This window comes from Azospirillum sp. INR13 (assembly GCF_015390205.1).
Taxonomy (GTDB): Bacteria; Pseudomonadota; Alphaproteobacteria; order Azospirillales; family Azospirillaceae; genus Azospirillum.
The window spans coordinates 57,594-80,319 of sequence record NZ_VUOI01000014.1 but is presented as its reverse complement, the minus strand read 5'-3'; the positions used below and the strand labels follow the sequence as shown (position 1 = coordinate 80,319).

General features: G+C 67.9%; 22 protein-coding genes and 1 pseudogene. 17 read left to right on the top strand and 6 right to left on the bottom strand.

Annotated elements, in window-relative coordinates:
• Positions 1 to 4: 4 nt before the first annotated feature.
• Positions 5 to 943 (bottom strand): LysR family transcriptional regulator, encoded by a 939-nt coding sequence (locus F1643_RS12585; RefSeq protein WP_194913513.1) that lies wholly within the window; start codon positions 941 to 943, stop codon positions 5 to 7.
• A gap of 98 nt (positions 944 to 1,041) precedes the next feature.
• On the opposite strand from F1643_RS12585, the gene F1643_RS12580 reads away from it, so the two are divergent.
• Complete coding sequence (locus F1643_RS12580) at positions 1,042 to 2,271, top strand: MFS transporter (RefSeq protein WP_194913512.1); 1,230 nt, start codon at positions 1,042 to 1,044, stop codon at positions 2,269 to 2,271.
• 93 nt (positions 2,272 to 2,364) lie between these two features.
• Positions 2,365 to 2,727: pseudogene (locus F1643_RS12575) on the top strand (SDR family oxidoreductase); the annotation flags it as partial.
• Positions 2,728 to 2,819: 92 nt separating this feature from the next.
• Here the strand turns inward: F1643_RS12575 and F1643_RS12570 are convergent.
• Positions 2,820 to 3,455 (bottom strand): SH3 domain-containing protein, encoded by a 636-nt coding sequence (locus tag F1643_RS12570; protein WP_194913511.1) that lies wholly within the window; start codon positions 3,453 to 3,455, stop codon positions 2,820 to 2,822.
• Between the two features lie 200 nt (positions 3,456 to 3,655).
• Between F1643_RS12570 and F1643_RS12565 the strand changes: the two genes are divergently transcribed.
• Together F1643_RS12565 and F1643_RS12560 are read left to right on the top strand one after the other, a co-directional pair.
• Positions 3,656 to 4,651 carry a PDR/VanB family oxidoreductase gene (locus tag F1643_RS12565; RefSeq protein ID WP_194913510.1) on the top strand — a complete coding sequence of 332 codons (996 nt, stop codon included), beginning with the start codon at positions 3,656 to 3,658 and terminating at the stop codon, positions 4,649 to 4,651.
• A 36-nt stretch (positions 4,652 to 4,687) separates the two neighbouring features.
• A complete protein-coding gene (locus F1643_RS12560) occupies positions 4,688 to 5,113 on the top strand; it encodes a PAS domain S-box protein (protein WP_194913529.1) in 426 nt (141 codons plus the stop codon).
• Between the two features lie 272 nt (positions 5,114 to 5,385).
• Here the strand turns inward: F1643_RS12560 and F1643_RS12555 are convergent, their stop codons facing one another.
• The gene (locus F1643_RS12555) at positions 5,386 to 5,928 is read right to left on the bottom strand and encodes a hypothetical protein (protein WP_194913509.1); all 543 of its coding nucleotides are present in this window, start codon (positions 5,926 to 5,928) and stop codon (positions 5,386 to 5,388) included.
• Positions 5,929 to 6,130: 202 nt separating this feature from the next.
• On the opposite strand from F1643_RS12555, the gene F1643_RS12550 reads away from it, so the two are divergent.
• The 7 genes from F1643_RS12550 to F1643_RS12520 all read left to right on the top strand — a co-directional run bounded on the left by F1643_RS12550 (position 6,131) and on the right by F1643_RS12520 (position 13,041).
• Positions 6,131 to 7,084 (top strand): LysR family transcriptional regulator, encoded by a 954-nt coding sequence (locus F1643_RS12550; RefSeq protein WP_194913508.1) that lies wholly within the window; start codon positions 6,131 to 6,133, stop codon positions 7,082 to 7,084.
• A 159-nt stretch (positions 7,085 to 7,243) separates the two neighbouring features.
• A complete protein-coding gene (gene dctP, locus F1643_RS12545; protein ID WP_194913506.1) occupies positions 7,244 to 8,281 on the top strand; it encodes a TRAP transporter substrate-binding protein DctP in 1,038 nt (345 codons plus the stop codon).
• A 14-nt stretch (positions 8,282 to 8,295) separates the two neighbouring features.
• On the top strand, positions 8,296 to 8,871 hold the full coding sequence (locus F1643_RS12540) for a TRAP transporter small permease (protein ID WP_194913504.1): 576 nt from the start codon (positions 8,296 to 8,298) through the stop codon (positions 8,869 to 8,871).
• Complete coding sequence (locus F1643_RS12535) at positions 8,871 to 10,154, top strand: TRAP transporter large permease (RefSeq protein WP_194913503.1); 1,284 nt, start codon at positions 8,871 to 8,873, stop codon at positions 10,152 to 10,154. Before F1643_RS12540 ends, F1643_RS12535 begins: the two co-directional genes overlap by 1 nt.
• A 95-nt stretch (positions 10,155 to 10,249) precedes the next feature.
• Positions 10,250 to 11,197, top strand: coding sequence for a hydroxymethylglutaryl-CoA lyase (locus F1643_RS12530; RefSeq protein ID WP_194913501.1), 948 nt, complete (start codon positions 10,250 to 10,252; stop codon positions 11,195 to 11,197).
• Complete coding sequence (locus F1643_RS12525) at positions 11,190 to 12,431, top strand: CaiB/BaiF CoA-transferase family protein (RefSeq protein WP_194913499.1); 1,242 nt, start codon at positions 11,190 to 11,192, stop codon at positions 12,429 to 12,431. The genes F1643_RS12530 and F1643_RS12525 overlap by 8 nt, the downstream gene beginning before the upstream one ends.
• Positions 12,432 to 12,456: 25 nt before the next feature.
• Positions 12,457 to 13,041 carry a gamma carbonic anhydrase family protein gene (locus tag F1643_RS12520; RefSeq protein WP_194913498.1) on the top strand — a complete coding sequence of 195 codons (585 nt, stop codon included), beginning with the start codon at positions 12,457 to 12,459 and terminating at the stop codon, positions 13,039 to 13,041.
• Between the two features lie 47 nt (positions 13,042 to 13,088).
• Here F1643_RS12520 and F1643_RS12515 read toward each other — a convergent pair whose 3' ends face one another.
• The 3 genes from F1643_RS12515 to F1643_RS12505 form a co-directional block, all read right to left on the bottom strand.
• Positions 13,089 to 13,850, bottom strand: a complete 762-nt coding sequence (locus F1643_RS12515; protein WP_194913497.1) for an ABC transporter permease — start codon at positions 13,848 to 13,850, stop codon at positions 13,089 to 13,091.
• The gene (locus F1643_RS12510; RefSeq protein WP_194913495.1) at positions 13,847 to 14,773 is read right to left on the bottom strand and encodes an ABC transporter ATP-binding protein; all 927 of its coding nucleotides are present in this window, start codon (positions 14,771 to 14,773) and stop codon (positions 13,847 to 13,849) included. The genes F1643_RS12515 and F1643_RS12510 overlap by 4 nt, the downstream gene beginning before the upstream one ends.
• Positions 14,774 to 14,935: 162 nt before the next feature.
• The gene (locus tag F1643_RS12505; RefSeq protein ID WP_194913494.1) at positions 14,936 to 16,024 is read right to left on the bottom strand and encodes a LacI family DNA-binding transcriptional regulator; all 1,089 of its coding nucleotides are present in this window, start codon (positions 16,022 to 16,024) and stop codon (positions 14,936 to 14,938) included.
• 155 nt (positions 16,025 to 16,179) lie between these two features.
• On the opposite strand from F1643_RS12505, the gene F1643_RS12500 reads away from it, so the two are divergent.
• The 6 genes from F1643_RS12500 (at position 16,180) to F1643_RS21705 (ending at position 22,696) form a co-directional block, all read left to right on the top strand.
• The gene (locus tag F1643_RS12500; RefSeq protein ID WP_194913493.1) at positions 16,180 to 17,220 is read left to right on the top strand and encodes a TRAP transporter substrate-binding protein; all 1,041 of its coding nucleotides are present in this window, start codon (positions 16,180 to 16,182) and stop codon (positions 17,218 to 17,220) included.
• A gap of 254 nt (positions 17,221 to 17,474) precedes the next feature.
• On the top strand, positions 17,475 to 19,373 hold the full coding sequence (locus F1643_RS12495; RefSeq protein ID WP_194913492.1) for a TRAP transporter large permease subunit: 1,899 nt from the start codon (positions 17,475 to 17,477) through the stop codon (positions 19,371 to 19,373).
• A 45-nt stretch (positions 19,374 to 19,418) separates the two neighbouring features.
• Positions 19,419 to 19,958, top strand: coding sequence for a VOC family protein (locus F1643_RS12490; protein ID WP_194913491.1), 540 nt, complete (start codon positions 19,419 to 19,421; stop codon positions 19,956 to 19,958).
• Between the two features lie 112 nt (positions 19,959 to 20,070).
• Entirely contained in the window at positions 20,071 to 21,375 is a 1,305-nt protein-coding gene (locus F1643_RS12485; RefSeq protein ID WP_255542719.1) for a ribulose-bisphosphate carboxylase large subunit family protein, read from the top strand.
• Between the two features lie 5 nt (positions 21,376 to 21,380).
• Positions 21,381 to 22,220: a four-carbon acid sugar kinase family protein gene (locus F1643_RS21710; RefSeq protein WP_206692464.1), complete on the top strand. Its 840-nt coding sequence runs from the start codon at positions 21,381 to 21,383 to the stop codon at positions 22,218 to 22,220.
• Positions 22,220 to 22,696: a nucleotide-binding domain containing protein gene (locus tag F1643_RS21705; protein ID WP_206692463.1), complete on the top strand. Its 477-nt coding sequence runs from the start codon at positions 22,220 to 22,222 to the stop codon at positions 22,694 to 22,696. The genes F1643_RS21710 and F1643_RS21705 overlap by 1 nt, the downstream gene beginning before the upstream one ends.
• Positions 22,697 to 22,726 lie beyond the last annotated feature (30 nt).

The window sequence follows — 22,726 nt, the reverse complement described above, 5'->3', positions numbered from 1 at the left end:
GTCGTCACGGTGCCTGGATCGTCCGAAAGGCGATGGGCACCGCGACGCGCATCGCGTCGATGAAGCGCCGGAGGCGCGTCGGCTGGTGCCGGGCCGGCGGATAGACCAGATGCACCGGCAGCGGCGCCGCCTGCCAGTCGGGTGCGAGGTGGACCAACTGCCCGGTCGCCAGATCATCCACCAGCGCCCATTCCGACGCGATGGCGGCCCCCAGCCCACGGATCGCCGCGTTGCGGATCGCCTGCAACCCGTCGGTGGACAGCCGGGGACGGATGGGGAAGGTCACCGCTTCGCCGGTTTCGGCATGGGTCAGCGTGACCTCGTCGCGATAGAAGGTGCGCAATGCCAGCCAGGGCAGATCCGCCAGTTCCGACGCATGCGCCGGAACCGGGCGTCCGTCGAGCAGGGCAGGGGAGGCGACGGCGATCCGCGGCACCTCCCCCAGCCGCAGGGCGATGACGGACGGGTCACCGACCTCGCCGACGCGGATGGCGCAGTCGATGCCCTCGCCGATGAAATCCGGCATCCGGTCGTGCAGCAGCCATTCCACTGTCATCCGCGGGTAGCGTTGCAGGTAGTCGGCCACCGGCCCGATCAACTGCTGCTGTCCGAACGCATGGGGCGCCACCACCCGAAGATGGCCGGACGGCTGGTCGTCCGCCCCCCGTACGTCGCTTTCCAGCATCTGCCAGCCGGCGAGCAGGTCCTTCGCCCGCTCGTAACAGCGCGCTCCGTCGTCGGTCAGCGCCATCCGGTGGGTGGAGCGCTGCAGCAGCCGGACGCCCAGCATCCGCTCCAGCTGTTGCAGGCGGCGGCTGACCGTCGGCTGGGTGCTGCCGAGCTGTGCCGCCGCAGCCGACAGGCTGCCGGCCTCCACGACACGGACGAAGGTTTCCAGCAAGGCGATTCGGTCGCTGCCGGCCAACGGAAGGTCTGTGCTCATACGCACTGCGTATAGCAAATCTACACCTGATCCGGCTACCGTCTCTGAAACCCCGCCGCCATAGTCCCTCTTGATCACGTTCCTGAGGGGGTCTCACGATGACGACCATTCAAACCGCGCATAGTGGCGCAGCCGCGGTGCCGGCGTCCTCCGATGCCGGGCTGAGCCGGCCGCTGGTATTCCTGTTGGCCGCCGGTGCCGGTCTGGCGGCGGCATCGCTCTATTACAGCCAACCCATGCTGGGGGTCCTCGGGCCCGATATCCAGGCCGACGGCCGGTCGGTCGGCTGGGTGCCGACGCTGACCCAGCTCGGCTATGCCGCCGGCATCCTGTTGCTGGCACCGCTGGGCGACCGCTTCGACCGGCGCCGGATCATCCTGGCGAAAGCGGCCGTGCTGGTCCTGGCGCTGCTGGCGGCGGGCTTTGCGCCGTCCATCGCCGGGCTGCTGGCGGCGAGCCTGGTTCTCGGCCTGTCGGCGACGCTGGCGCAGGACATCGTGCCCGCCGCGGCGACCCTGGCCCTGGCGGACCATCGCGGCCGGGTGGTCGGCACGGTGATGACCGGTCTGCTGCTCGGCATCCTGCTGTCGCGGGTGGTCAGCGGCCTCATCGCCGAGCATTTCGGCTGGCGCGCCGTGTTCGTGGCGGCGGCGGGAAGCATCGCGCTGCTGGGCGTGGCGCTGTGGCGCGGCCTGCCGCGCTTCGCACCGACGACCAGCCTCGGCTATGGCGAACTGCTGGCATCCCTGACCGTGCTGTGGGGCCGTCATCCGGCGCTGCGCCGCGCTGCGATGGCGCAGGGGCTGCTATCGCTGGGCTTCAGCGCCTTCTGGTCGACCCTGGCGGTCATGCTGCATGGCGCGCCGTTCCATCTGGGCGCCGCCGCGGCGGGTGCCTTCGGTCTGGCCGGTGCGGCGGGCGCGCTGGTGGCGCCGGTCGCCGGACGGATCGCCGACAGCCGCGGGCCGGAGCTGATGACCCGGCTGGGCGCCGGTCTCGCCGCGCTGTCCTTCGCCGCCATGTTCCTGTCGCCGCTGATGCCGGAGGGCGGCCGCCTGTGGCTGTTGGTGGCCAGCGCCGTCGGCTTCGACCTCGGCGTCCAGGCCTCGCTGATCGCCCATCAGACCATCGTCTACGGCATCGACCCGGCCGCCCGCAGCCGCCTGAACGCGGTGCTGATGGTGGGCATGTTCATCGGCATGGCGGCCGGCGCCACGCTGGGCAGTCAGGCGTTGGCGGCCTGGGGCTGGAACGGCGTCATCGCGGTGGCGACCATCGCGTCCATCGGCGCCCTGATCCTGCGGCTCTTCACCCGGCCCGAGCGGTAAGCCGATGTCCGTCACCAAGGTTCAGGCGTGACGGTTCTCAAGCCCTGGGATCATGCGGCGTCGCATGATCCCAGGGCGGTTCATTTTTCAAAGCTGGCGGACGGCGGCCGGATCGTGAATTTCTCCTCCGGCCTGACCCGCGTGTCCTTCCCCGGATTCTCGGCCTATTCGGCGGCCAAGGGTGCGGTTGAAATCCTTACCCACTACCTGGCGAAGGAACTCGGCGTCCGCGGCATCACCGCCAATGCGATCGCGCCCGGAGCCATCGAGACCGACTTCCTCGGCGGCGCTGTGCGCGACACTCCGGCGTACAACGAGGCCTTCGCCACCATGACCGCGCTTGGCCGTGTCGGTGTGCCGGACGACATCGGACCGGCCGTGGCGAGCCTGCTCGGCCCCGACAACCGCTGGGTCACCGCCCAGCGCATCGAGGTTTCGGGCGGCCAGAACATCTGAGCCAGGAGCAGCGGGAAAACATTTCCATAATTTTGCTTATGCGCCATTTTGTGGGGGCAGCGGTCGATCCCAGTCGAGCGCTGCCCCCCTCGTCAACGTGCCGGGTTCAACATCGGGCCGGTCAGTTCGGGGCCGTTCGCGGCGTCCGCGATGGTGATGGCGGTCGGACCCTGGGAGCCCAGCGTCATCGTCACCGGGCGTCCGTTGTTGTAGTTCTTCCACATCTGGTACAGGGCCAGTGCCGCGAACATCTTGCCGTCGCGGCTGGTGTTGTACTGCCATTCCTGGGTCGGCACGACGCGAAGTGTGCCGTTGCCGGACTGTTCAACCTTTTCGGCGAAACGGTAGCCGAGCTTGTCGCTGATGTTTGCGACCAGTCCGTCGAAGCCGGGCGAAAGCCGGCCGAAACCGGCCTGCGCCGGAGCCGTATCACCGCCGCCCAGCGTGCTGGCAGAGTTCCGCTTGACGAGATCGGCGAACAGCCACCCTTCCTCCCCGGTGCGCAGCACCCGGACGCCCAGCCAACTGCCCTCCCGCCTCAACTCGACGACTTCGTCCCCGCGCGCGATGGTGGAGCGAACCGCCGCGTCGTCGGAAGGGCCGGCGCGCAGGTTCACCTTCTCCCCCACCACCGCATGAACATCGCCCGATGCGGCCAACGCTGGAACCAACGTCGTTCCCGCCAAGCCGACTGCCGCAACCAGGGCAAACAAGATTTCCCGTGACATGACCGCTCCTCCTGCTTGGGTGCTGGCGCGCACCGTTTTGCGAACAACACTCGGCAACGGGTGGATGATCCATGAACGGCTCTCCGGGATTTCCACTTGACCTGAAGTTAACTTGAGGTTTTAGGCTGCGAATCTGGGGATCTGGCATGCCAAGCGTCATAACCGATCCCGGCCGATAAACCTCTGAGGCAGGTAAGACGATGAGCAGTGTACAGCTGGAAACGCCGCGGCGCTCTCCCCCGACAACACGGACGCTGCGCGTTCACCGTCTGGAAAGGGTTGCGCCACAGGTTCTGCTGGTCGAACTGCGCGATCCCGATGGCCGATCGCTGCCGCAGGCGGAACCGGGCGCCCACATCGATGTCCATCTGCCGGACGGGGAGGTGCGGTCCTATTCGCTGTGCGGCGATCCGGCGGACCGGCAGGCCTACAGCATCGCCGTTCTGAACGTACCGGGCGGGCGGGGATCGCGCTTCGTCCATGGCGATCTGGCGCCGGGCACCGACATCACCATCGCCCTGCCCCGCAATAATTTCCGCTTCGACGAAGCGCCGCGCTACCTGTTCATCGCCGGGGGCATCGGCATCACCCCGCTGTTGCCGATGATCCGCGAGGCGGCGCGCCGGGAGGCCGACTGGGTTCTTCACTATTGCGTGCGCAGCGCAGCCGTGGCGCCGTTTCTCGGCGAACTCCGCGCTTTGGCCGACGCCCAAGGCGCCAACGGCCGGGTTGAGGTCCATGCTGCCGACGAAGGCAAGAAACTGACGGTGGATGCGCTGCTTGCAGATACCCCGGAAGATGTCCTGATCTATTGCTGCGGTCCGCAGCGGCTGATGGAAGCCGTGGCCGCCGCCGCCCGGCCGACGCAAGACGTGCGTTTCGAGTGGTTCGCGCCGCGCGCGGACACCGCCCCCAAGGCTGCGTCGGACGACGGCTTCGAAGTGGTTTGCGCCCGCTCCGGCGTGACCGTCACCGTGGCGGCGGGGACCAGCATTCTGGAAGCGCTCGACGCCGCGGGCGTCGCGGTCGATTCGTCCTGCGAGCAGGGCATCTGCGGCACCTGCGAGACGGCTGTGCTGGAGGGTGAACCCGACCACCGCGACAGCGTCCTGTCCGACGCCGAACGTGCTGCCGGCAAGACGATGATGCTGTGCGTATCGCGTGCCCGAAGCGCAAGATTGGTGTTGGACGTTTGATATCCGACAGTTCACCACAAGACATTGGGAGGAATGATGACCGAGGAAGACCTGCAGCGGCTCGGGCTGGCGCTGTTGAACAGCCCGGCGGAGGCCATCGTCTATTCCGACCGGGAGGGCCTGATCCGGTTCTGGAACGCGGGAGCGGAGCGTGTGTTCGGCTTCACCGCCGAGGAGGCGCTCGGCCAGTCGCTGGACATCATCATCCCCGAACGCCAGCGCCAACGCCATTGGGAGGGCTATGACGAGGTGATGCGGACGGGCGTGAGCCGCTATGGCAGCGGCGATCTGCTGTCGGTGCCAGCGCTGCGCAAGGACGGCAGCCGCATCTCCGTCGAGTTCACCATCGTGCCCCTGAAGGACGCTGACAGGGCGATGATGGGAATGGCGTCGGTCATGCGCGACGTATCGGCCCGCTTCGACGAGTTGAAGACCCTGCGGCGGCAGGCGGCCGGACGCTGAAAAAGGCCCTGCCCTACCCTACGCCCCGCCGGCGACCCGGTCAGCGCCTGTTCCAACCCGCCGGCCAGCTTGGGCGAAACCAGGACGGTGGACGCCGCGGAATCCTCCAGGCTCCGCACCGGTTCGCGCGGGTGCAGCTTGGCGTTGACCGGCGTCGCCGCCATGCCGGCGGCCCAGATGGCGAAGAACAGGAATTGTAGACCAATAGACGAGAATCGGGAGCTTTATCAACGGCGTAGGCGGAATGGTCCAACCAGAGGATTGCCACAGCGTCACAGCACCATCAGGAGGGCCGGGACGCCAGCCAGCACGGCGCCCTGGGTGCCGCCCCACACCGTGCTCTCCTCGGCCAGCAAGCCGCCGACGTCGCGGATATGGACGATTGCGCAATAGAGGGACGGAACGAGGGCGGTCAGCGATAGCCACAACACCCAGTCCGGGGCTCCCCCGATCACGACCGCCGGTGCGAGCATCAGCATCGTCCGGCCGATGCCGGACAGACCGTCGGCGATCAGTCCGGGCCATCCCCGCGCCGGCCGGCCGCTGCGGCAGGGCATCAGAAGCAGCCCGCCGACCATCGCGGCTGCGGTGGCCGCACCGATCAGCAGCGCCGTCTGCATCGGCAGAAGGAGCGACCAGGGAGCGGTGGTGAGCAAGGTGGCCGGCAATCCCCAGAGCAGCAGGCGCATCCACATGTTCGGCTGCCGGTAGACCGTACCGAGAAACACGCCTCCCAGCACACAGCTGGCGACAGTGAGCAGACCGGCTGTGATCAGCAGGTAGTCGATCAGAAACTGTTCGGTCAGCATCACCATCGAAGCGCTCTCCGTCTGTGCGGACCAGTCACAGTGGTGGGCGGCTGCAAGCCGCGTCAACCGAAATGCGGCGCTTCAGTCATGAACGGCCCACGATTGCTGGCAGGCCGCGCATCCGCTCTATATAGGATTGCAGCCCCCGTGTCGGATCTGACCTTCCAATCCGGCGCATCTCTGCCGGGCAACCCTGGGACAAGCCCGAATGTCGACCAAACTGGACTTTCGCCGCCTCCGTTATTTCGTCGCCGTCTGCGAACTGGGCAGCTTTTCCAAAGCCAGTGAGTTTCTGAACGTCGCCCAGTCGGCGATCAGCCAGCATGTGGCGACGCTGGAGGAGGATTTGGGCGTCCAGCTTCTGGTGCGGCAGCCGCGCGGCGTCAGCCGGACGGAAGCGGGGGAACGGCTCCACGCCCATGCCAGGGGCGTGCTGCACGCGCTGGAGCAGGCGGAACTGGACGTGCTGTCGCTGGCGCGGGCGGTGGTGGGACCGGTGATGGTCGGCTTCAACTACACCGCGATGGAGGCCATCGGCCTGCCCTTCATCCGCCGGGTCGCCTCCACCCTGACGGAGGTGAAGCTCCGCGTCATCGAAGCGCACAGCGAGATCATGCACCAGTGGATGCTGTCCGGTCAGGCCGACATCGCCCTGACCCTGGTGCCCCCCAACGACGACCGGCTGGAAGGCGTTCCGCTGCTGGACGAGGAACTTGTTTGTCTCGGTACCCGCGCGATGCTCGGCGACGGAGGACCGATCGATCTCGCCGACGCGCTGCGCCTGCCGCTGATCATGCCCGGCCGAACCGCCGTGCTGCAGGCGCTGGCCAGCGACGCGGAGGTGCGCAACGCCATCGCCGCGCGGGTCCATATGGAGATCGAATCGGCGATCCCGCTGAAACGGGCGGTCAGCGCCGGGCTGGGCGTGACCATCCAGTCGGCGGCGCTGGCCGGCGACGAGATCGCCCGCGGCGAGCTGGTGGCGCGGCCGGTGGTCAACCCGACGATGGGACGCACCCTGTATCTGGTGTCCTCGCGCATCAAGACCGCATCCCGCGCGGTGATGGAGGCGCGGCGGCTGATGATCGACGTGGTGCACGAGGCGCAGGCGAGCGGCCGCTGGCCCGGACGGCTGCGCGATACCCATCTCGAAACCAGATAGCTCGCTTCTTTTCTTTATATTTTACGACCCTGCAATCCCGTGGTGATCTGTTTCGCAGGCAAACAATTCGAAGGCCCGCAGTTGAATGGGCCCGGCTTCCGGCCCCGGCTTCTCCGCCGCCGGAATGCCGCAACGAACCACTGGAGGGAGGTGCAGGACATGACGACCACCAAGACGTCCACCCATGGTCTTACCCGCGCGAAGCCGATGCTGGGGCTGCTCGCCGCCGCTTCGGCCACCGCGCTGATGGCGCTGCCGACGGACGCGGAGGCGGCGACGCGGATGCGCTGCAGCCATCAGCTGCCGCCGGCCCACCATATCTCCAAGGTCGTCGAGCGCTGGGCTGCGGAGGTGAAGACCCTGTCCGATGGCAATCTGGACGTCCAGGTGTTCGGCTCCGACAGCCTGATCAAGGCCAACGAGAACATCCTGGCCGTGGCCAAGGGCGACATCGAATGCGCCTTCTCGCTGAATTTCCAGTGGGGCAAGACCCTGCCGCTGATGAACGTCACGGTCGGCCCCTACACCATGTCGTCGATCGAGGCGTGGAAGAAATGGCCGGACTCCGAAGCCGCCGCCTTCCTCGAGGAGCGCCTGCTGAAGAAGGGCGTGAAGAACATCGCCTGGATGTTCCAGACCAACACCAGCGTCTTCACCTCCAAGGGCAAGCCGCTGCTTAAGCCGGAGGATTTCCAGGGGCTGAAGATGCGCGGCCTCGGCCCGGCCTTCGACCGCGGGCTGAAGGCGATGGGCGCCACCCCGGTGGCGATCCCCGGCAGCGAGGTCTATCAGGCGCTGGCGACCGGCGTCATCGACTCCGCCATCACCGACGTCGCCGCAGCCTGGTCGCGCAAATACTACGAGGTGCAGGACCACATGACCGTGGTGCCGGTGCTGGCCGCCTATCTGCACGGCTACGTCAATCCCGGCTGGTACAACAAGCTGACCGACAAGGACAAGGCCGCCCTGAAGAAGGCCGGCGACCTTGCCGCCGGCTGGGCGATCGAAGCCTCGCAGGAGGCTGCGGCCAGCGCGCCGGCGGACTTGGCATCGAAGGGCGTCAAGGTCCACATTGCGACCCCGGAGGAGAATGCCGCCTTCAAGGCCGCCATGGCTCCCGCCTTCGCCGAGGGATTCGCCGACGAAACCGGCGCCGACGGCCGCAAGCTTCTGGAACTCGTCAACAAGCTCCAGTGAAGAGGGGACCGGCCATGAGCAGCATGTCCACCCCCGACACCGCCACACCGGCAAGCGGCAGGGGCGCGGCCCGCGGCGCCTTGCGCCTGCTGACCGGCACCGCGTCGGTCCTGTCGCGCATCGGCGGCGCACTCAGCATCCTGCTGATCGTCGTCGTGCTGGCCCTCACCACCGCCGGCGTCTTCGCCCGCTATGTCGTGGGCCAGCCGCTGGAGGGTGTGGACGAGGCCTGCGGCTTCATGGTCGTCGCCATGGTGATGGCCGGTGCGGCGGAGGCGCTGCGCACCGGCCACCATATCCGCATCGACCTGATCATGGGCTTCGTCGGTCCGCGCGGCCGGCGCTGGCTGGATGCCTGGGCCAATCTGGCGGTGCTGGTCGTCGCCGTGCTGCTGGCCCGCACCGGCTGGCACACCGCCATGTTCTCCTACGACTTCGACGCTTTCTCGCCGGGCCAGCTGGAGCTGCCGATGTGGATCCCGCAGGCCACGCTTCCCATCGGCGCCGCCCTGCTGGGGATCGTCGCCTTCGCCAAGCTGCTCTCCGCCCTGGCGGGCGAGGGGACGGACGAGACGAGGGGAGGCCACTGATGACGTTCCTGATCCTGGGCCTGCTGCTGCTCCTGCTGTTCAGCGGCATGCCGATCTTCGCGGCGCTCTCCCTCACCTCGCTGGGCGTGCTGGCCCTGTTCGAGGGCAGCATCGACGGCATGGCCGACGCGGTGTTCTCCAGCCTGAACAACCCGCTGCTCGCCACCATCCCGATGTTCGCCTTCATGGCGCACATCATGATCAAGGCCAAGGTGGTCGACGACCTCTACGAGATGTCGAACACGCTGGTCGGGCACATCAAGGGCGGGCTCAGCTTCGCCACCATCCTGTCCTGCACCATCTTCTCGACCATTTCCGGCTCGTCGGTGGCGACGGCGCTGACCATCGGCTCGATCTCCATCCCGCAGATGAAGCGCTTCGGCTACCGCCAGCGCGACACCTACGGGCTGATCGCCGCCGGCGGCACGCTGGGCATCCTGATCCCGCCGTCCGGGCCGATGATCCTCTACGCCATCGTCACCGACGCGTCCATCGGCGCGCTGTTCCTGGCCGGCATCATTCCGGGCCTGCTGATGGCGGTGCTGTTCGCCGGCTACAGCTGGCTCCAGGCAAAGCGGCAGGATGCCGTGCGGTCGCAGCCCTGGCCCGGCCTCGTCGCCGTCGCCGTCGCCTTCCGCAAGTCGGTCTGGGCGGTGGTGATGCCGCCGCTGATCCTGGGCGGCATCTATCTCGGCGTCTTCACGCCGGGCGAGGCCGCGGCGGTCGGTGCGGTCTATGCGCTGGCGGTGGCGCTGCTGGTCTACCGCAACGTGTCCTTCGCCGACCTGCTGGATTGCGGCGTGCAGACGATGCGGACCAGCGCCATGCTGTTCATGATCATCGCCGCCGCCGGCATGTTCGGCCACGCCATCACCATCATCCGCCTGCCGGCCCAGATCATGGAGACGGTGACGGCGCTGGGCCTGTCGCAGGGCGGCTTCATCCTGGCGGTGATGCTGGCGATCTTCATCCTGGGCATGTTCCTGGAGACCATCGCCATCATCCTGATCACCACCCCCATCATCCTGCCGGTGATGACCGCGTTGGGCATCAACCCGATCTGGTATGGCGTGATGCTGATGATCAACCTGGAACTGGCGCTGATCACCCCGCCGGTCGGCATGAACCTGTTCGTTATCAAGGGTATCACCACGTCGTCCCTTGCCGAGGTGACGCGTGGCGCCCTGCCCTACGTGCTGCTGATGATGGCGGGCCTGTTCGTGACCTGGCTGGTTCCGTCGCTGTCGCTCTGGCTGCCGCAGGCGGCGGGCTTCGGCATCTGACCTAGCCTCTTCCAGCTTTTCGCTTTCCGTTTCCACCGGATGCGCCCCCTCCCGGCGCATCCGAACGGAGGACCCTTGCCTTGACCAAAGACTCCATGACGAAAGACCCCGTGACCATCGTCGAGGTCGGCTTGCGCGACGGGCTCCAGATTCTCGACCGCGTGGTACCCACCGCCGACAAGCTGCGCTGGCTGGAGGCCGAGCACCGCGCCGGCGTCCGCCGCTTCGAAGCCGCCTCCTTCGTACCGCCCAGGCTGCTGCCCCAGATGGCCGACGCGGCCGAGGTGGTGGCCGGCGCCCGTGCGCTGCCCGGTATCATCGTCCACACGCTGGCCCCCAACCTGAAGGGCGCCACGGCGGCGCTCGCCGCCGGCTCCGACGTCATCGTCCTGCCCCTGTCGGCCAGCGAAGCGCACAGCCGCGCCAACATCCGCAAGACCCGCGAGGAGTCGGTGGAGGAGTTGGCCCGCGTCTGCCGCGCCCGCGATGAAGGCGGATACAGGACCCGAATCGACGCCGGCATCTCGACCGCCTTCGGCTGCACCATCCAGGGCGAAGTGCCGGAGGACGAGGTGGTCCGCCTCGCCGAAGCCTGCCTGGAGGCCGGGGCCGACCGCGTGGCGCTGGCCGATACCGTTGGCTACGCAAATCCGGCCCAGGTCCGCCGCCTCTACAAGCGGGTGAAGGACGTGGCCGGCGACCGGCTGCAGAGCGCCCATTTCCACGACACCCGCGGTCTCGGCCTCGCCAACTGCCTCGCGGTGCTGGACATCGGCATCCGCGAGTTCGACGCCTCGCTGGGGGGGCTGGGTGGTTGTCCGCACGCCCCCGGCGCCAGCGGCAACGTCGCAACAGAGGATCTGGTCTTCATGCTGGAGGCGATGGGCTTCGACACCGGCATCGACCTGGACGCCCTGATCGAGGCGCAACGTCTGCTCGCCACCCTTCTTCCCGGCCAGCCGCTGCACGGCAGGATCGCCGCCGCCGGCCTGCCCAAGCATTTCGACCAAAGCCATTTTCACCGGAGCCCCGTCCATGTCTGACGCCACCACCCCCAACCTGCCCCTGGCCGGCATCCGCGTCGTCGAATTCTCCCACATGGTGATGGGGCCGACCTGCGGCATGATCCTGGGCGATCTCGGCGCCGACGTGATCAAGGTGGAGCCGGTGACCGGCGACAAGACCCGCGCCCTGCCGGGGGCCGCCGCCGGCTTCTTCCGCACCTTCAACCGAAACAAGAAGTCGCTTGCCGTCGACCTGAACAGCCCCGACGGGCTGGCCGCCGTCCACAGGCTGGTCGACACCGCCGACGTGGTTCTGGAGAATTTCCGCCCCGGCCTGATGGCGCGCTACGGCCTCGACTACGCCAGCCTCCAGGCGCGCAACCCGCGCATCATCAACCTGTCCCTGAAGGGCTTCCTGCCCGGCCCTTATGAAAAGCGCACCGCGCTGGACGAGGTGGTGCAGATGATGGCCGGGCTCGCCTACATGACCGGACCCACCGGCCGGCCGTTGCGCGCCGGCAGCTCGGTCAACGACATCATGGGCGGGATGTTCGGCGTGATCGGCATCATGGCGGCGCTGCGCACCCGCGAGGCCACCGGCCGCGGCCAGGACATCCAGTCCGGCCTCTACGAGACCTGCGTCCTGCTGTCGGCCCAGCACATGCAGCAGTTCGCCGTGACCGGCGAAGCCCCGCCCCCCTTCCCAGAGCGGATCGCCGCCTTCAGCATCTACGACACCTTCGAGGTGAAGGACGGCGAGCAGATCTTCCTGGGTGCGGTCAGCGACGTGCAATGGCGGACCTTCTGCACCGCCTTCGGCTTCGACGATCTGCTGGCCGATCCCAGGCTGGACGGCAACACCAAGCGCTGCCTCGCCCGCGACTGGATGCTGCCGGAAATCCGCCGCCGCCTCGCCGCCTACAGCAAGGCCGAGATCGCCGAGCTGTTCGAGCGCAACGGCCTGCCCTATGCCCCGATCAACCGGCCGGAGGAGCTGTTCGACGATCCCCACCTGAACCAGAGCGGCGGTCTTGCCACCATCGCCACCGAGACTGGTGGAGAGGCGCGCGTGCCGCTGCTGCCGCTGACGCTGGACGGGCAGCGGCTGGGTCCGCGCATGGCGCTGCCGCAGGTCGGCGCGCAGAGCGCGGCGCTGCTGGCCGAACTGGGCTATACTCCGGCGGAAATCGACCGGCTGCTCGCCGCCGGTGTGGTGGCCGATCCGGCCGACGGACCGAAGGCGGAGGCGGGAAAGGAACGGCTCGCCTCCTGACCGGTGGGGATAAGGAAAAGAAGCAATGACCTCCGAGAGCGCACCCGAAACGCCTTTTGAGACCGGCGAGGCCCTGCTGGCCCGTCATCCCGGCGCCATCATCCAGCCCTTCAAGGGGGTGTGGCCGCGCATCGCCGCCGACGCCTACATCGCCCCCGGCGCGGTGGTGGTGGGCGACGTCACCATCGGCGCGGAGGCCAGCGTCTGGTACGGCTGCGTCCTGCGCGGCGACGACCACAGCATCGCGGTGGGGCCGCGCACCAACATCCAGGACGGCACCATCATCCATGTCATGCTGAATGAATATCCCACCGTCATCGGCGCCGACGTCGTGATCGGCCATGGCGTGCGGATGCATGGCTGCACGCTGGCGGACGGCTGCCTGATCGGCATCGGCTCCATCGTGCTGGACGGGGCCGTCGTGGAAAGCGGTGCCATGCTGGCCGCAGGATCCGTCCTGACCCTGCGCAAGCGCATCCCCGCCCGCCAACTCTGGGCCGGCAGCCCGGCCAAGCATCTGCGCGATGTCACCGACGCGGAGGTCGAGTTCATCGCCTTTGACGTCCGGCATTACGCCGGTCTCGCGCGGACCGCTTCGGGTCGCGGGTGAGGTGCTTGCGCCCGTCGTGGCGAACGCCTCACCCGTGAAACGCGCCCTCAGTTCTTCAGCTTGTAGCCCGTGCGGAAGATCCACCAGACGACGGCAAGGCAGATCGCCATCATCAGCGCGACCATGACGAGGCTCAGCGCGACGGGCACGTCGGCGGCGCCGTAGAAGCTCCAGCGGAAGCCGCTGACCAGATAGACGACCGGGTTGAACAGGGTGACCTTCTGCCAGAAGGGCGGCAGCATGCTGATCGAATAGAAACTGCCGCCCAGGAAGGCCAGCGGCGTGACGATCAGCATCGGCACGATCTGCAGCTTTTCCCAGCCATCGGCCCAGATGCCCAGGATGAAGCCCAGCAGGCTGAAGGTCACCGACGTCATCACCAGGAAGGCCACCATCCAGACCGGGTGGGCGATCGAGAAATCCACGAACAGCCTTGCGGTCAGCAGGATCAGCGTGCCGAGGATGACGGATTTGGTCGCCGCCGCCCCGACATAGCCGATCACCGTCTCGAAGGCGGAGACCGGGGCCGACAGCAGTTCGTAGATCGTGCCGGAATAGCGCGGCATGTAGATGCCGAAGGACGCGTTCGACACGCTTTCCGTCAGCACCGACATCATGACGAGGCCGGGGACGAGGAACGCGCCGTAGCTGACGCCCTCCACCGACGCGAAGCGCCCGCCGATCGCCGCGCCGAAGACGATGAAGTACAGCGAGGTGGAGATCACCGGCCCGGCGATGCTCTGGAACAGCGTGCGCCAGGTGCGGGCCAGCTCGAAGACGTAGATGGCCTTGATCGCATGCAGGTTCATGCCCGCTCCTTCACGAGGCTGACGAAGATCTCCTCCAGGGAGCTTTCCTCGGTGCGCAGGTTCGTATAGTTGATGCCGTGGTCGCCCAGCTTGCGCAGCAGCCCGGCGATGCCGGTACGCTCGCCCTGCGTGTCGAAGCTGTAGACCAGTTCCCGCCCATCGGCCGACAGGGTCAGCGGATAGCCGGCGAATTCGGGCGGGATGGAGTCCAGCGGGGACAGCAGTTGCAGGGTCAGCAGACGCTTGCCCAGCTTTTCCATCAGCGCGGCCTTCTCCTCAACCAGGATGATCCGCCCGCCGGAGATCACGCCGATGCTGTCGGCCATCTCCTCGGCCTCTTCGATGTAATGGGTGGTCAGGATGATGGTGACGCCGCTGTCGCGCAGGCGCCCGATCATCTCCCACATGCCGCGGCGAAGCTCCACGTCCACGCCGGCGGTCGGCTCGTCCAGGAACAGCACGCGCGGCTCGTGCGACAGCGCCTTGGCGATCAGCACGCGCCGCTTCATGCCGCCGGACAGTGCCATGACCTTGGTGTCCTTCTTGTCCCACAGGGACAGGTCCTTCAGGATCCGCTCGATCACCGCCGGGTCGGACGGCTTGCCGAACAGGCCCCGGCTGAAGCTGACCGTCGCCCAGACGCTTTCGAACGACTCGGTCGTCAGCTCCTGCGGGACAAGGCCGATCAGGGAGCGGGCGGCGCGCCAGTCGCGCATGATGTCGTGGCCGTCCACCGTCACGGTGCCGGCCGTTGCCCGCACGATGCCGCAGACGATGCTGATCAGCGTCGTCTTGCCGGCGCCGTTCGGTCCCAGCAGCGCGAAGATCTCGCCATGGCGAATGTCGAGATCGACACCCTTCAGGGCCTGGAAGCCGGATGCGTAGGTCTTTTCCAACCCACGAATCTGAATGATTGGCTGCATATCTCCCCTCGGCTTGCGGATGCGCCGGGTGCGGGCGCCATTGGAGCGGGCGCCAGCATAGCGTCTGTGGCATCATGCCGCACCCACGTTACCGGTAACACCCCATATGCGGTAAGCGCGCGACACAGGCCGCCGGGCGATCAGCCGTCACTCGTCCAACCGTCACTCGTCCGGCAGCATGCCCTGCGGCAGGTTCTCGCGGAAGATCACCTCGCCCCGCGGCGTCTCCACCCCCTGCATCGCCGGCCGCCCCGCCCGCAGGTTGCTGAAGATCGCCACGCAGGCCGACAGCGTGTTGCGCGGGTCCTGGGTGATGACCGCATCCAGCGTGCCGTCGATCAGCAGGCCGCGGGTCTCGTTGGTCAGGCCGTGGCCGATGCAGACCATCTCCCGCTCCCGCCGGGTCTCCTTCAGTGCGCGGGCCACGCCCTCCGCCCCGCCGCCGATGTTGTAGACGCCGGCAAGGTCGGGGTGCAGCCCCAGCAGCATGCGGGTCTGGCGGTAGCTCTTGCCCTCGTCGTCATGGCCCTCGCGCAGGCCGACCACCTCGATGTCGGGGGCGATCTCCTTCAGGACATGCAGGAACCCCATCTCGCGGTCCTCATGGGCGCGGTAGCTGAGGCTGCCGGCGATCATCGCCACCTTCGCCGGCCGCCTGCCCAGGAATCGCGCGATCAGATAGCCGGCGGTCCGCCCCGCCGCCCGGTTGTCCAGCCCGACATAGCCGGCGCGGCGGCAGTTCAGGATGTCGGAGATCAGCGTGACCGCCGGTACGTTGCGCTCCGCCAGCGCATCCACCGCTTCGCGCACCGCCGGATGCTCCAGCGCCATGAAGGCGACGCCGTCGGCCTTGCGGCCGTGCTGGAACAGGCAGCGGGCCAGCAGTTCCGGATTGAAGCTCTTGATGAACTCGACCTGCGCCTTCACCCCGTGCGGGGCCAGCATGGCATCGGCCCGCCGGATCATCTCGCCCAGCCCGGTCAGGAAGCGGTTGTTTCCGGCCGGCAGCAGGAAGGACAGCCGCATCGGCTTCTGCACCGCCGCCGCATGCAGTTCGGACTCCGGCAGATAGTCCAGCTCCGCCGCGGCCTTCAGCACCCGCTGCACCGTGGCGGCGCGCACGCCTGGCCGGTGGTTCAGAACGCGGTCGACCGTTGCGGTGGACACGCCCGCCGCCTGCGCGATGTCGACCACCCGCGGCAGACCGCGCTGGGTTCCACGCTGGAGTCCCTGGGTGTCCGCATCATCCATCGGCGAAACCATCAAAAACCATCATCATTCGCGTTTGACACTTGTTGGCCCTGGACCTACCGTCCACCCAACAATCATCAATTGACATCAGATCACATCAGAAACGCAAGGCCGGAAGCAGCAAAGTCGGCCGGAACCCTATGGGAGGATCGAACATGACCAGTCTGACCCGCCGCACCATGCTGAAGGCCTTCGCCACCGCCCCCGCGGCCCTTCCCGCCATCGGGGCCGCCGGTGCCGTCATCGGCATGCCGCACATCGCGCGCGCCGCGGAATTCGAGCTGAAGTACGGCAACAACCTGCCGCTGACCCATCCGCTGAACGTCCGCGCCCACGAGGCGGCGGAGCGGATCGCCAGGGAGTCGAACGGCCGGGTCGAGGTCAGGATTTTCCCCAACAACCAGCTCGGCGGCGACACCGACATGCTGTCCCAGGTGCGCAGCGGCGGGCTGACCTTCTTCACCCCGTCGGCGCTGGTCATCGCCACGCTGGTTCCGGTCGCCGCCATCAACGCGGTCGGCTTCGCCTTCTCCGACTACGATCAGGTGTGGAAGGCGATGGACGGCAAGCTGGGCGCCCATGTCCGCAACGCCATCTCCAAGGTCGGCCTCCACGCCTTCGACAAGATGTGGGACAACGGCTTCCGCCAGATGACCAGCGGCGGGAAGGCGATCACGTCCGCCGCCGACATGGACGGGCTGAAGATCCGCGTGCCGGTCAGCCCGCTCAGCATCGCAATGTTCAAGGGTCTGGGTGCTGCCCCCACCAGCCTGCAGTTCAGCGAGGTCTATTCGTCGCTGCAGACCCGGATCGTCGACGCGCAGGAGAACCCGCTGCCGATCATCCAGGTCGCCAAGCTGTACGAGGTGCAGAAATACTGCTCCCTGTCCAACCACATCTGGGACGGATTCTGGTTCATCGCCAACGGCCGTGCCTGGAAGGGCCTGCCGCCGGAGATGCAGACCATCGTCGCCAACGCCATCAACGACGCCGGCATGGCCCAGCGCGGCGACATCAAGGCGCTGAACGCCTCGGTCCGCGCCGATCTGGAATCGAAGGGGCTGGCCTTCAACCAGCCGTCGCCCGACAGCTTCCGCGCCAAGCTGCGCGACAGCGGCTTCTACGGCGAGTGGAAGGGCCGTTTCGGGGACGAGGCCTGGGGCCTGCTGGAGGAGGCGGTCGGCAAGCTCGCCTGAGCGTCGATCCTTTCAAATCAGAGACCGTGAGTTTCCGGAGCCTCTTATCGGCCGTCATCCCCGCGAAGGCGGGGATCCAGTGTTTCCCGAGCAGAACCAATGGGTAAGCCTGGATCCCCGCCTTCGCGGGGATGACGCCGAAAAAGGTGCCGGCATCCTGTGAGTCAGCGCCTGAGCGCGAAGACGGGAATGACGGCCGAGAGAGGCAAAACTCACAAACGCTCAGGTATTCTTCCATGAAGGAACCCCCCGTCATGTCCCACCTGTCCGAACCGGTCCACGGCTTTGCGGAGGCGCCCGGCAGCTTGGGCACCGGCGGTGCCTCTTCGCTGCTCCGCAAGATCGACCGCGGCCTGTCGGTCGGGGTGGAGATGGCGGCGGGGCTTCTGGTGCTGGTCGAGATCATCGTCCTGCTGGCCGGCGTCGTCGCCCGCTACCTGTTCCACACCCCGCTGGTCTGGTCGGACGAGTTGGCCTCGATCCTGTTCCTCTGGCTGTCGATGCTGGGGGCCGTGGTGGCTCTGCGCCGGGGCGAGCATATGCGAATGACTGGTCTGGTCAGCCGCGTCGGCCCGCAGACGCGGGGCCTGCTGGAATGCATCGCCATCACCGCCCCCATCGCCTTCCTGGCGCTGGTGCTCTACCACGCGGTGGATTACGCGATCGAGGAGCAGTTCATCACCACCCCGGCGATGGAGGTATCCAACGCCTGGCGTGCCTCGGCCCTGCCGGTCGGGCTGGGGCTGATGCTGGTGGCGGCGCTGTTCCGCCTGCTGCGGGTCGCCCGGCCGCTGACCGTGCTGGCGGCGGCGCTGGTGACGGGCGCCATCGTCGTGGGCTTCTGGGTCGCCGGTCCGGTGCTGAAGCCGCTGGGACAGCTGAACCTCATCATTTTCTTCGTTGGGCTGGTTGCCGCCAACGTCTTCGCCGGCGTGCCCATCGCCTTCTCCTTCGCGCTCGCCACCTTCGCCTATCTGGCGCTGACCACCTCCACGCCGCTGCTGGTGATGGTCGGCCGGCTGGACGAGGGGATGAGCCACCTGATCCTGCTGGCGGTGCCGCTGTTCGTCTTCCTCGGCCTCCTGATCGAGATGACCGGCATGGCACGCGCCATGATCCAGTTCCTGGCCAGCCTGCTGGGCCATGTGCGCGGCGGCCTGTCCTATGTGCTGATCGGCGCGATGTATCTGGTGTCCGGCATCTCCGGCTCGAAGATCGCCGACATGGCGGCCATCGCGCCCGTCCTGTTCCCGGAGATGAAGAAGCGCGGCGCTCCTCCGGGCGATCTGGTGGCGCTGCTGTCGGCCACGGGCGCGCAGACCGAGACCATTCCGCCCAGCATCGTGCTGATAACCATCGGGTCGGTCACCGGCGTGTCGATCGCGGCACTCTTCACCGGCGGCATGCTGCCGGGCGTGGTCCTGGGCGCCTGCCTGTGCTTCGTCGTCTGGCGGCGCTACCGGCATGAGGATCTGAGCCATGTCGAGCGCACCCCCGGCCGCGAGATCGCCCGGCTCGCCATGGTGGCGCTGCCCGCCATCCTGCTGCCCTTCGTCATCCGCGCCGCGGTGGTCGAGGGCATCGCGACGGCGACCGAGGTGTCGACCATCGGCATCGCCTATTCCACTATCGTCGGGCTGCTGATCTACCGCCAGTTCGACTGGGGCCGGCTGAAGCCGATGCTGATCGAAACGGCGTCGCTGACCGGAGCCATCATCTTCATCGTCGGCTGTGCCACCTCGATGGCCTGGGGCCTGACCCAGTCCGGCTTCTCGTCCGACCTCGCCCGCTTCATGGCCGGCATCCCCGGCGGCGCCTACGGCTTTCTCGCCATCTCCATCGTCGCCTTCATCATCCTGGGCAGTGTTCTGGAGGGCATCCCGGCCATCGTGCTGTTCGGACCGCTGCTGTTCCCCATTGCCCGCGCCGCAGGGGTGCACGAGGTGCATTACGCGATGGTCGTCATCTTCGCCATGGGCATCGGCCTGTTCGCCCCGCCCTTCGGCGTCGGCTATTACGGCGCCTGCGCCATCAGCAAGGTGAATCCCGACGAAGGCCTGAAGCACATCTGGGGCTATGTCGGCGCCCTGCTGGTCGGCCTGGTGATCGTCGCCGCCATCCCCTGGATTTCGACCGGTTTCCTGGCGCGCTGAGAGCCGCCGGTTCGATCCGATCCCCCCTTATCCGGAGTTCCTTCTATGAGCCGATTCTTCGGCCAGATCCGTCAGGCTGGCTACGTGGTGCGCGACATCGAGGCCGCCATGGACTATTGGAGCCGCACGCTCGGCATCGGCCCCTGGTTCTACAACGAGCGGGTTCCGATCCGGAACTACACCTACCGCGGCGAATCCTACGAGGTTCACAATTCGGTGGCGTTGGCGAACTCGGGTCCGCTGCAGATGGAGCTGATCCAAACCCGCAACGACGCGCCGTCTATGTACCGCGACTTCCTCCAGGCCGGGAACACGGGCCTGCAGCATGTCGCCTATTGGACCGAGGATTACGACGCCGACCTGGAGCGGCTGCTCGGCCAGGGCTTCAAGCCGGTGATGAGCGGCGAGGTCGGCGAGAAGGGCCGCTTCGTCTATTTCGACACCGAGTACCACCCAGGCACGGTGATCGAGCTGTCGGAGGTCGCCGGCCCGAAGGGCAGGATGTTCGACTTGATCCGCGAGGCCTCGTTGGGCTGGGACGGGTCCGATCCGGTGCGGCCGTTTCCGGATTTGGGCAAGCTGTAAGAGGGCGAGGTCAGACCCCCACCTAACCTCCCCCTCCCCGCTTAAGCGCCAGTCCCCCTCCCCCGCCCAGCGGGGGAGAGTCGGGGTGGGGGCAATAAGCCGCCGCTCCTCCATGCGACCGAACAAGGCCAAGCCCATGCACGCCGACCGCATCGAAGCCACATACCTGATCGAAACCCCCCTCGCCCCGGCCAAGGTGGCGGAGGTGATGGCGGGCGAGCAGTCCTGCGGCACCTTCACCCGTGTCCATGGCGAAACCGACGACCTGCGCGCCCGCGCCCGCGCCATCGTCGAGTCGGTGGAGAAGCTCGACACCGCCGACACGCCTGCCCTGCCCAACAATTGGCTGGAGCGTCAGCGCACTACCGGCCCGTGGCAGCGCGCCCGCATCACCATCTCCTTCCCCACCGCCAACATCGGCGCCAACCTGCCCACGCTGGCCGCGACGGTCGCCGGCAACCTCTATGATCTCGGCGAGGTGACCGGCCTCCGCCTGGAATCCCTTCGCATTCCGCAGGCCTTCCGCGCGCGCTTCGACCTGCCCCGCCACGGCGTCGCCGGCACGCGCCGGCTGACCGGGGTGCAGGACGGGCCGCTGGTCGGCTCCATCATCAAGCCGAATGTCGGGCTGTCGGCCGAGGAGACCGGCGATCTGGTCGGCACGCTGTGTGCCGCCGGGCTCGACTTCATCAAGGACGACGAGATCTGCGCCGACCCGGCCCATGCGCCGCTGGCCCAGCGCATCCCCGCGGTGATGGACCGGGTGCGCCGCCACCAGGACCGCACCGGCAAGCATGTGATGGTCGCCTTCAACATCACCGACGAGACCGACGCCATGCGCCGCCACGCCGATCTGGTGGAGCGCGAAGGCGGGTCCTGCATCATGGTCAGCCTGAACTGGTGCGGCTATTCGGCGGTTCAGACCCTGCGCCGGCACAGCGGGCTGGTGCTGCACGGTCATCGCAACGGCTTCGGCGCCTTGTCCCGCCATCCGCTGCTGGGCATCGGCTTCGACGCCTATCAGGCGCTGTGGCGGCTGGCCGGGGTGGACCACATGCATGTCCACGGCTTGAACGGCAAATTCGCCCAGCCCGACGCCGAGGTGATCGACGGCGCACGGGCGTGCCTGGCGCCGCTGGCCGCCGATGCGTCCGACGCTGCGGACGCCGTCATGCCCGCCTTCTCCTCCGGCCAATGGGCCGGCACGGTGCCGGTCACCTGGGAAGCGGTTGGCACGGCAGACCTGATGTTCATGTCCGGCGGCGGCATCATGGCCCATCCCGATGGGCCGGCGGCCGGGGTGCTGAGCATCCGGCAGGCCTGGGACGCCGTCCGCGCCGGGCGCACTCTCGACGATGCGGCGGCCGATCTGCCGGAGTTGCGCCGGTCGCTGGACTTCTTCGGAAAGAAGGACTGACCATCATGCCGGCGATCCCGAAGCTCGGCTGGTACGGCGACGACTTCACCGGGGCGACCGACACGCTGGCCGCGCTGGCGAAGGCCGGGCGGCGGGCGTTGCTGTTCCTCGACGTGCCCGACGTCGGCCGGCTGGGTGCCGCACAGAGAGGCGCCGGTGGTCCGCTCGACGCCATCGGCATCGCCGGGGCGGCCCGCAGCATGCCGCCCGACGCCATGCGGACGGAACTGGAGCCGGTCGGCCGCTTCTTCGCGGCGCTGGGCGTGCCGGTGATGCATTACAAATGCTGCTCGACCTTCGACAGCGCCCCCAAAATCGGCAGCATCGGGGAGGCGGTGCGCACCCTTGCGCCCCATTTCCCCAACCGGTTCCGCCCGGTGGTGGGCGGGCAGCCGAACATCGGCCGCTACTGCCTGTTCAGCACCCTGTTCGCCGCAGCCGGCACCGGTGGCACGGTCCACCGCATCGACCGCCACCCGACCATGAGCGCTCACCCCGTCACCCCTATGGCAGAGGCCGACCTGCGCCGGCACCTCGCCGCGCAGGGGCTCGACGGGACGGCGGCTCTGCACTACCCCGATTACTGCCTGGACGACGTGGCGCTGGACATCCTGCTGGAGCGGCTGCTGGCGGAGCATCCCCCCGCCGTGCTTCTGGACGTCTCCCGCAGCGCCGACCTCGCCGCCGTCGGCCGGCTGATCTGGACCCATGCCCTGCGCCAGCCGCTGCTGGCGGTGGGGCCGAGCGGCGTCGCCCAGGCCCTGACCGCCAATTGGGACGCCCAATCCCCGCCCGCGCTCATCGAGGAGACGCCGCTCGCCACAGCGTCAGCCCGGTCTTCCTGATGGCCGGCAGCCTGTCGCCGGTAACCCGCCGGCAGATCGAAGCGGCCAGGTCCTACAGCCGCATCCAGGCCGATGCCGCCGCCCTGTGCGACGATCCCGGCTATGCCGAACGCCTGCTGGGAGAGGTCGCCGAATCCTTGCGCGATGGACGCCACACGCTGGTATGGACCGCGCCGGCCGAGCCGGGAAGCGCCGACACCACCCGCGCCGGCCGGGTCGCGGCGGCCACGGCGGCATTCGCCGCAGCGGTGCTGCGCGCAGTGCCCCTGCGCCGGCTCGGCATCGCCGGCGGCGACACGTCGAGTCTCGCGGTGCGGGCGCTCGGCTGCTGGGGGTTGTCCTACCGCTGCACCTTGGCGCCCGGCGTCACCGTCAGCCGCACCCATGCCGACGATCCGGCGGCGGACGGGCTGGAGTTGATGCTGAAAGGCGGCCAGATGGGCGGCGACGACCTGTTCGAACAGCTGCTTGGCTGATCCAACCGCCGGTTGCGGGGTCATTCGGGC